The sequence below is a fragment of the Nostoc sp. NMS4 genome (assembly GCF_017115095.1).
Lineage (GTDB): Bacteria > Cyanobacteriota > Cyanobacteriia > Cyanobacteriales > Nostocaceae > Nostoc.
The window spans coordinates 18,994-28,423 of the sequence record NZ_JABXKI010000124.1 but is presented as its reverse complement, the minus strand read 5'-3'; the positions used below and the strand labels follow the sequence as shown (position 1 = coordinate 28,423).

Here is a 9,430-nt window from a genome sequence, read left to right as displayed (position 1 = left end):
AAATATCCTATCGCTCTGTAGGCATGGGGGCAGGGAGATGAGGGAGATGAGGGAGCAGGGGAGGCAGGGAGATAAATAAAACTCCTAACTCTTGACTCTTAACTCCTAACTCCTAACTCCTAACTCAGCACTCAGCACTCAGCACTCAGCACTCCTAACGCACTCAGCACTCCTAACGCCCAATCCCTAATTAATTACTACTGGGTTGGACAAATCGTTTAATTTCACCACAGGCAATATAAGACTTGCCATCAGGTGCGGTTTTGACTTCATCAACGACGTAAAGCATTCCTTCCTCGCGCACCGATCGCGGAAAACGCATATTCCAATCTGGCTCATATCCGTCGGAAACTACCCTAGCACGTAGCTTGCTGCCATCTTTAACGCACTGAACTAAAATGCTGTCCCCTACGCTGTCAGTTGTGGGAAGATCGGCAGCACTGGCAGGGCCTTTGGAAGCTTTGCCTGTGTTAGTTGGATGGGATTGTCTAGGGGCAATGAAGATATCTGCTTCACCGGGTTGAGCAAAACGGTTAATCTTACCATGTACCCGATAGAAAGTGCGATCGCCAGAAAGTTCTAGTCCTTCAACAATATAGCGTGCCCCGTCAGCACGAATGGCGCGGGGAAATTGGATGTTTTTGGTTGAATCGTAGTCTTCGGACATGACTTTGACTCGCAGTTTACCCCCTTCCCGAACGCAGTACAATTGCACACCTGAACCGACTTCATTCACAATGGGTATGGCGTACACTTCATCGCCAGCAGTCACACCACGACCCACCAAATCGTTACGATTGCGCGTCATCGTTTGGTAAGTCTGATCCCGCATCTCTTTACGTCCGGCATTACCTAGAGCTTTTTGAGCGATGCGACCGGCGAAATATTCAAGCTGATCGATTTCTTCAGCAATTTCAAAATTCTCATTCAACCCTTTATCTCGTAAATCTTTCACAAGCGCCCGGAGGGTTTGTTCAGCTTCTTGATGCTTGCCATGTTCTGCGAGGTTAAGTCCAGTCTCTTTGGCTTTAGCGATCGTCAAGCGGCTTAGTTCTAGAATGATATGACTTGTAGCAGCAAAAGCAGCTTCCTCAACAGTGCCAACTTTGGCGACGACATCAATAGTACCTGACACGCTTTGAATTAGGTCATTTTGTACAACATCGGCGCTGTAATGCAACTTCATCAAAGGTAACTCACCAACTTGAGCGCTTGATATCCCTAAACTCAAACCGAGAAGTTTGTCTTCACCCTCATAAAGTTCTCCCAAGGTGAGGACAGCTTGGCCAGCTTCATTCTGGCTAACTTTAGCCAGACTTAAGGTGTCAATCAGGGTAACACCATCAGCTAATTCCAGCGTAAGTTTGAGATTTTGTCCCACTACTGCTCTGAGACTGTCTAGCTCAATACTAAACACTTCTGTTGCTTCGTCGATGCTCTGAATGAAATAGAAGTTGCCCGTAGCAGCCCTTGCCATACCAATTAGCAGGTCTTCATTAAAACCCTGAGCAAAACCTAAAGTAGTTGTGATAATACCTTCCTCAGCTTTTTGCCCTGATGTCGCTATCAGTATCTTCGGGTCTTGAATACCCATATTGGCGTGACCATCGGTAAGCAGGAGAACACGGTTGATTTTTTGGGGTTCAAGTCCTGTTTTCACGTGTTCACAGCCTTTGAGCCATCCCCCCGATAAGTTGGTAATGCCACCTGCTCTCACCTTGCGGATGGAATTTTTCAGTGCGGCTTTGTTAGTTACAGCCTGGGGTGGTACAACACTGTCTACTTCATCGTCGTAAACAACTACTGAGAGAATGTCATCTGGCTCAAGTTGGTCTACCACAGACTCAGCGGCTTTAAGTGCGTGATGCAAAGGAGCGCCAGCCATGGAGCCGGAACGGTCAATTACAAGCGAAAGGTTAAGGTTACGTCGGGGAGATTTAGCTATGTCAGCACCAAAACGTAGCAGAATATTAGTCTTTAATGAAGATCCTGCGGCGAGAATAGACTGGTCAAATTCGTAACTTGTCTTAATCATTTTTTATATCCCTCAAACTCGTCTGTTATCAGCTACAAGCCTTATGTTGCTTGGTTAGTCAGTGCTTTATTTAGTTTACCCAGAAATAAGTTTATTCAGTGTAAAAATAGAATTTAATGTAAGATTTGATAGTTGTAGTCAGTCACTAGCGATCGCTATTTCCAGAAAAGTTTACGAGCTACTGACTTTATCCTTCTCCACTCTTTGGTACCCAAAGGCGATCGCATTGGTCACAATTGCGGGAAACTAAAAGCAGATCAATTAGGAAAGGAGAACCTAATGAGCTGGACTAAAGTTCTTGCAGTTAATGCACTTTCCCCAGGTGCGCGAGAAGTGGTGAAAGTTGGCAACCGGAAAATTCTGCTTTTGAATCACGAAAATCAGCTTTATGCTGTAGACAACACTTGTCCTCACTTAAAATTACCGTTGAAAAGTGGGAAAATCACTGAGAATGGGGCAATTGTTTGTTCCTTCCATCACAGTGCTTTTGACCTCCGAACTGGTGAGGTAAAAGACTGGTGTTCCTGGCCGCCTGGTGTAGGTAAGGTACTGTCCTTGGTTTCACAACCAAAAACACTGCCAGTGTTTCCAATTCGTGTGGAAGAAGGCAGTATCTGGGTTGATGTACAAGAGGAATAGCACTCTTTTACTGAATTGATACCGTTTCTTTGTGAAGCTGCATATATTTACCCCCGCTCCCCCAAAGCATTGGAGGGACTACAAGGGGTCTTGTTATGTGCATCTTGATACAGAATTGGTATTACCGAAACAGTGTTAAGTAAAAAACAATAAAAACCCCAGCCAATGAGTTTAGCTGGGGTTTCTATTAAAATTCACCTATTTCAGAGATATAGGAACTATGGGATGAGAGAATGGAATCTCTTCTCAAGTAGTTTGAAGACTTTGCTGTGACGTAATGTTGGATTGTGTATTACCATTGCCGGCTTGCATAGAAGCTGTAGCACTTTGAGATTGGTCTAAATTCACTTTGAATACTTTGCTTTGCTCTTGCTCCAATTTGGGTAAGGTCAAAATTAAAATCCCATCTTTCAAGTCTGCCTTAACTTTTTGATTCTGAACTTTGGTTGGTAGAGGTATTACTCTTGCAAACTTGCCGTACCGAAATTCTGAATGAACTTTCGAGTTAGATTGGGAATGTTTTTCGTAACGATGCTCACCAGCAATCGAAACTGCATCTTGAGTAACTTGGATATCCAGGTCTTTACCTTCCACGCCTGGAATCTCAACTCTTAATAGCAACTCGGAAGCATAATTACCCCCCTTAATCCCCCCGATGTATTGGGGGGAAACAAGAAATCTAGTTCCCTCCCCAATGCATCGGGGAGGGTTAGGGTGGGGTGTTTGTGTACCTCACTTTCCTTGAAATCTGCTGTATGTGTACACTGTAGCTTTAGGAGAAGGGGAGACAAAACGTAGCTTTGAATCTTTGAGATTCTTCGGATTTAATTAAGTAATCAAGCATTAAGTAATCAAGCAGACATGATATAACCAGTTATCCCCTACTTTATCTGCAACTTTTGCATACATCCTGCACTGAGGTATGGTGGTAAGTGGCAATGATTTTATTTACAATCTGGTGACAGAGTTTTGCTTGCTGATTTCATGTTCAGTTTTATTCCAAAAATTCTTCCTGATTGAAAATTAACTTAGTAACTGACTATGGATGCTCAAAAAATAAAAATTTTATTAGTTGACGACAACTTAGAGAATTTACATTTTTTATCAGACATCCTTCAAAACCAAGGTTATCAGGTACAAAGTGTAGTTTCTGGACAATTGGCAATCAATACGGCAGTTGCTTATTCCCCAGATTTGCTTTTGCTAAATGTTCTCATGCTAGAGAGGAATGATTATGAAGTTTGTCAATTTTTCAAAAATCACGATATTCCAATAATTATTTACGGGATTTTTGATGATTTTTTTGAAAAAGTAAATGTCTTAAATTTAGGTAATTTTGACTATATTGTTCAACCTTTTAAAACTCAAGAAGTTTTATTTCGGATTCAAAATCAACTCAATTTACAAAGTCTGAAAAAACAGTTAAAACAAAAAAATGCCCAACTGCAACAGGAGATTAAAGAGCGCGAACGGATTGCAGTTGAGTTAAATATTTGCAACAGACAATTAGAAGATATTTTTCAAAAAATTCCTGTTAGCATTAGCAAAGCCTTTTGTAGACAAGTTTATCAAAGCGATCGCCTGGTAGTCGAAGCCGCCCTGAAGAAGAGTGAAAGTCAGTATCGCCTTCTAGTGGAGACATCCCAAGACATGATCTGGTCGGTGGATGTTGATGGACTAATTACCTTTGTCAACCCAGCAGTCAAGCAGATTTATGGCTACGAACCCCAAGAAATGATCGGGCGTACCTTCACTGATTTTATCTCGCCTACACAAGTTGCTCAAGATCGAATAGCCTTTGAGCGTGTTCTTCAGGGAAAGTCTATCTTCCAGCATGAAACTATCTGTGTTGCTAAAGACGGTAGCTTACTTTATTTAATGTTGAATGCGATCGCATTATGCAACGAACAGGGTGAGGTTATAGGTATGACAGGCACTGCTAGTAATATTACACAGCGCCGCGGAGTCGAAAAATTACTCCAAGAAAGCGCGATTAAGCTCCGCAATCATAACCTTGTACTAACACAATTGGCACAAAATCAGACGCTTTATCAAGCTGATTTGAAAACAGCCTTGAGTAAAATCACAGAAACAGCTGTCAAGAATATTGGGATGGAACGAGCTAGTGTCTGGTTGTATGACGAAACAGGCATGAAAATCCAGTGTTTTGATCTATTTGAGGGTAGTTGCAATCAACATAGCGAAGGACTTTTCTTATTAGCGACAGACTATCCAGTTTATTTTGCAGCTTTGCAGCAAGACCAACTAATCGCCGCAGATGATGCTCATACCGATCCCAGAACTAAAGAATTTTCTGCGTCTTACTCCAGATTAAACATCACCTCTATACTCGATACACCCGTTCGGCTGGAGGGAAAAACCGTAGGAGTTTTATGTCTGGAAGCAGTGGGAATTACTCATCATTGGACGCTAGAAGACCAAAATTTCGCTCGCTCTCTGGGCAATTTAGTATCCTTGGTATTGGAAGCAAAAGAACGCCAACGCGCAGAAGCAGCGCGACGCGCTTCGGAAAAAAAGTTAGCATCAGCTTTTCGATCTTCTCCCGATCCAATCGCCTTAATTACTCTTCCCAACAAACACTACATCGAAGTAAATGACAGCTTTTGTCGGTTTTTTGGTTATTCTCGTTCTCAGGTAATCGATCGCACCGATGCAGAATTGCATCTTTGGGTGAATCTAGAAGAATATAATTTTCTCACCCACATCCTGCAACAAACAAAAGCCATCCGCAATTATGAGATTGATGTCTGCACTTCAACAGGAGAAATCAGGACAACACTATTGAGTGCAGAAATGATCGAGATTGATGGGCGATGGTACGTGCTGGGTACTGCAAAAGATATTACTGAACGCAAGCAAGCAGAAAATGAAAGCCGTTTGTTATTGTTAACAACCCAAGCTATCACTCGCGCCAGTGATGTCAACAGCGCCTTAGCAGTGGTCTTGCGCTTAATTTGTCACACCATTGGTTGGGATTTTGGTGAAGCATGGATACCTAATGATGATGGGACTGTTTTAGAACACAGTCTGGGCTGGTACGGAGAGGAGATCAGTTTAGAAGAATTTTGCTACCAAAGCAAAACTGTGAAATTTGCTCTGGGAGTCGGATTACCAGGAAGAGTTTGGCAGAGCCAGGAAGCAGAATGGATAGAAGATGTTTCTAAAGTTACACAACCAGTTTTCTTGCGATCGCTACAAGCAGCAAAGGTGGGATTAAAAGCTGGTTTTGGTGTTCCCATACTGGCTGGAAACCAAGTATTAGCTGTTTTAGTGTTTTTTAAACGTAGCTCAGTATTGGTAGATCGGCGTTTGCTGTTGCTAGTCAGTGCTGTTGCTGCTCAGTTGGGTGGGTTGATTGAACGCAAAACCCTAGAACAAGAACTAGCACTCAGAGAAGCTCGTCTCAATGCCTTTTTTAGCAGTGCGCCCGTCGGCATGAATATTGTAGATAATCAGTTGCGGTTTGTGCAAATCAACCAACTGCTGGCGGAGATTAATGGACTACCTCAGCACGAGCATATTGGCAAGACTATCAATGAAGTTTTACCCCACATGGCCCCTTTAGTAGAACCAATTTATCAACAAGTTTTAATAACTGGTCAACCCATTCTCAATCAAGAATTAAGCAGCCCATCACTTAAACAACCAGATATTATCCGCCACTTCTTAGCTTCTTATTTTCCGATTGTGGGTGAAGGCGATCGCCCCTCTGGTGTCGGTACAGTTTTAGTAGAAATTAGCTATCGCAAACACGTAGAACAAGAACTACGTTTAGCCAACGAACGCCTACAATATCTGCTCACCTCTAGCCCTGTAGTTATTTATAGCAGCAAAACTTCAGAAGATTTTAGCATTACTTTTATCAGTGAAAACGTTAAAGAAATGGTGGGCTATGAAGCGCGGGAATTTATCGATAACTCCAGTTTTTGGCTTGATTGCGTCCACCCCCAAGATATTGAACTGATATCAGAAAAATTTTCCCCCCTGGTTGAGCAGGAGTACATTTCTTACGAATACCGTTGGTTACACGCTGACGGAACTTATCACTGGTTCTACGAAAAGATGAGGTTAATTCGTGACGAAGCTAACTCCCCGATCGAATGGGTTGGTTATTGGGCAGACATTAACGATCGCAAATTGGCAGAACTAGCTTTGCAATCAGGTCAGCAACGATATCAACTTCTAGCAGAAGCCTCACCAGCTTGTATATTTCACACTGATGTCGATGGCAATGTTTTATATTTTAATCAACGCTGGAGTGAAATTACTGGATGTAGTTTAGAAGATTCTCTGGGAATAGGTTGGGCAAATGCCGTACATCCAGACGACCGCGAGCAGCTATTGTTGGCATGGAATCAAGCAACAGCCGCTAAGTCAACCTATAAGTACGAACATCGTTTCTTGCATGATGATAGTACAGTTGTCTGGGTAATTTGTCATGCTTTGCCAGAATTTAGAGATGATGGAGAGCTTAAAGGTTACATCGGTACAATTACAGATATTACCGAGAGAAAATTGGCAGAAGAAGCCTTGCGTGAGAGTGCAGAGCGAGAAAGAGCGATCGCTCAAGTGATTCAAAGAATGCGCCAAACGCTGGATTTAGAGACGATATTTGCAGCTACAACCGAAGAATTACGACAAGTACTCAACTGCGATCGGGTTGTTGTCTATCGTTTTAATCCCGACTTGAATGGCGAATTTGTTTCTGAATCAGTGGGTAACGGTTGGATTTCTCTCATAGAAGAACACAACAACGATCCTTATCTTACAGAAGGTGTCTTACAAGATGGGCGTTGTCTAGCGAAAATTTTGGATAGCGCCGATAACCAGGTGGAATATCCCGATCTGCAAGTAACCCCAGGTGCAAGTTTCCTTTGTGTCCCAGACATTTACAACGCTGAGTTTCATCCTGCTTATATCAATCTCTTAGAGCGCTTTCAAGCTAAAGCCTATATTATTGTTCCCATTTTACATGGTAGTCAGCTTTGGGGATTGCTAGCGAGTTATCAAAATTCCGATCCCCGCCAATGGAAATCAGGAGAAATCAACATCTTAGTTCAAATTGGCAATCAGTTGGGTGTTGCTTTACAGCAAGCACAATTGCTAGCGCAAACTCAAAGGCAGTCACAAGCATTACAAGAAGCTGTAATCATTGCTGATACTGCTAACCGTGCCAAAAGCGAATTCCTGGCCAACATGAGTCACGAACTGCGTACCCCACTCAACGCCATCCTTGGTTTTACCCAAGTTATGAGCCACGATCGCAATTTATCAACTGAACATCAGCAAAATTTAACAATCATCAATCGTGCTGGCGAACATCTCCTGAATTTAATCAACGACATTTTAGAAATGTCTAAAATCGAAGCCGGCAGAATAACCTTAAATCTCAATAGTTTTGACTTAATTCGCCTCTTAGAAAACCTCGAAGAGATGTTGCGTTTCCGCGCCACCTCCAAAGGATTAGAATTAGTCTTTGAATATACATCTCACCTTCCCCAATACATCCAAGTTGACGAAAGTAAACTACGTCAAGTCTTGCTTAACCTCCTGGGAAATGCAATTAAATTTACCGATACTGGAAGGGTGATGCTGCGGGCGGGGATGGGGGATTGGGGGAAGGGGGAGCAAGGGGAGCAAAATCTCCCTCATCCCCCTCATCTCTTCTTCGAGGTACAAGATACTGGCCGCGGTATTGCCCCACAAGAAATTGACTTGCTATTTGAAGCTTTTGGGCAAACTGAAACCGGAAGAAAATCGCAACAGGGAACAGGACTAGGTTTAGCAATTAGCCGCAAATACGTGCAACTAATGGGAGGAGATATTAGCGTCACCAGCACTATTGGCGAGGGAAGTAAATTTGCTTTTAATATTCAAATTGGTCTAGCCGTAGCCAGCGAAATTCAGATCGAACAAACTAGACCCCAAGTTATTAGTTTAGCGCCCGCTCAAAGCGAATACCGGATTTTAGTGGTTGATGACTCTAAAGACAGCCGTTTAGTGCTAATGAAAATCCTCACATCTATTGGTTTTGCAGTCCAGGAAGCAATAAATGGCATTGAAGCGATCGCACTTTGGCAGACATGGCAACCACATCTAATTTTAATGGATATGCGGATGCCGATCATGGACGGCTATGAAGCCACAAAAATTATTAAAACTAGAGAAGCAACCTCAATCCCAAATTACAAGACTATTATTATTGCTTTAACTGCAAATGCTTTTGAGGAACAACGAGAGGCAATAATCAAAGCGGGTTGCGATGCTTATATTAATAAGCCTTTCCGCGAGGAAGAATTACTCGAAAAGTTAAGCGAATATTTGGGAGTTCAATATATTTATCAAGAAGAAAGCTATCAGCTAACAAACCTAAAGCAACCAAAACCAAAATCAATATTGACGCTCACAGATTTAGTGAATCTATTATCTGAAATGTCGCCTGAATGGATAAAACAGTTGTACACTGCCGCAGCTCAATGTAGTGATGACCTGATTTTAGAATTGATTGAGCAAATCCCTTCAGAAAATACTGCACTACGAAATTTTATCAAGAATTTAGCTAATGATTTTCAGTTTGAAAAAATTATGGAATTGACGAGTATTACAGGAATATTATCCAGTTAATAAAAATTGTGGCAAAAGCGACAATACAAACCTATGTTGAAGTATAAAATTGTACGCCAAAGACGCAATAAATAGTAGTCTCTACAAAAGACTGATTATTGTAGAGACGGC

The 9,430-nt window shown here is 42.2% G+C and carries 4 protein-coding genes; 2 read left to right on the top strand and 2 right to left on the bottom strand.

The genetic code is table 11. The features are described from left to right. Positions 1 to 190: 190 nt before the first annotated feature. Positions 191 to 2,035 (bottom strand): vWA domain-containing protein, encoded by a 1,845-nt coding sequence (locus HWQ37_RS09830; protein ID WP_292746310.1) that lies wholly within the window; start codon positions 2,033 to 2,035, stop codon positions 191 to 193. A 279-nt stretch (positions 2,036 to 2,314) separates the two neighbouring features. Here HWQ37_RS09830 and HWQ37_RS09825 point away from each other — a divergent pair, with 279 nt between their 5' ends. Beyond that, a complete protein-coding gene (locus HWQ37_RS09825; RefSeq protein WP_292746307.1) occupies positions 2,315 to 2,674 on the top strand; it encodes a Rieske (2Fe-2S) protein in 360 nt (119 codons plus the stop codon). A gap of 246 nt (positions 2,675 to 2,920) precedes the next feature. On the opposite strand, the gene HWQ37_RS09820 is transcribed toward HWQ37_RS09825, so the two are convergent. Further along, positions 2,921 to 3,295 carry an Hsp20/alpha crystallin family protein gene (locus tag HWQ37_RS09820; protein ID WP_292746305.1) on the bottom strand — a complete coding sequence of 125 codons (375 nt, stop codon included), beginning with the start codon at positions 3,293 to 3,295 and terminating at the stop codon, positions 2,921 to 2,923. 420 nt (positions 3,296 to 3,715) lie between these two features. Between HWQ37_RS09820 and HWQ37_RS09815 the strand changes: the two genes are divergently transcribed. Continuing rightward, positions 3,716 to 9,319, top strand: coding sequence for a PAS domain S-box protein (locus HWQ37_RS09815; RefSeq protein ID WP_292746302.1), 5,604 nt, complete (start codon positions 3,716 to 3,718; stop codon positions 9,317 to 9,319). The last annotated feature ends 111 nt before the right edge of the window (positions 9,320 to 9,430 follow it).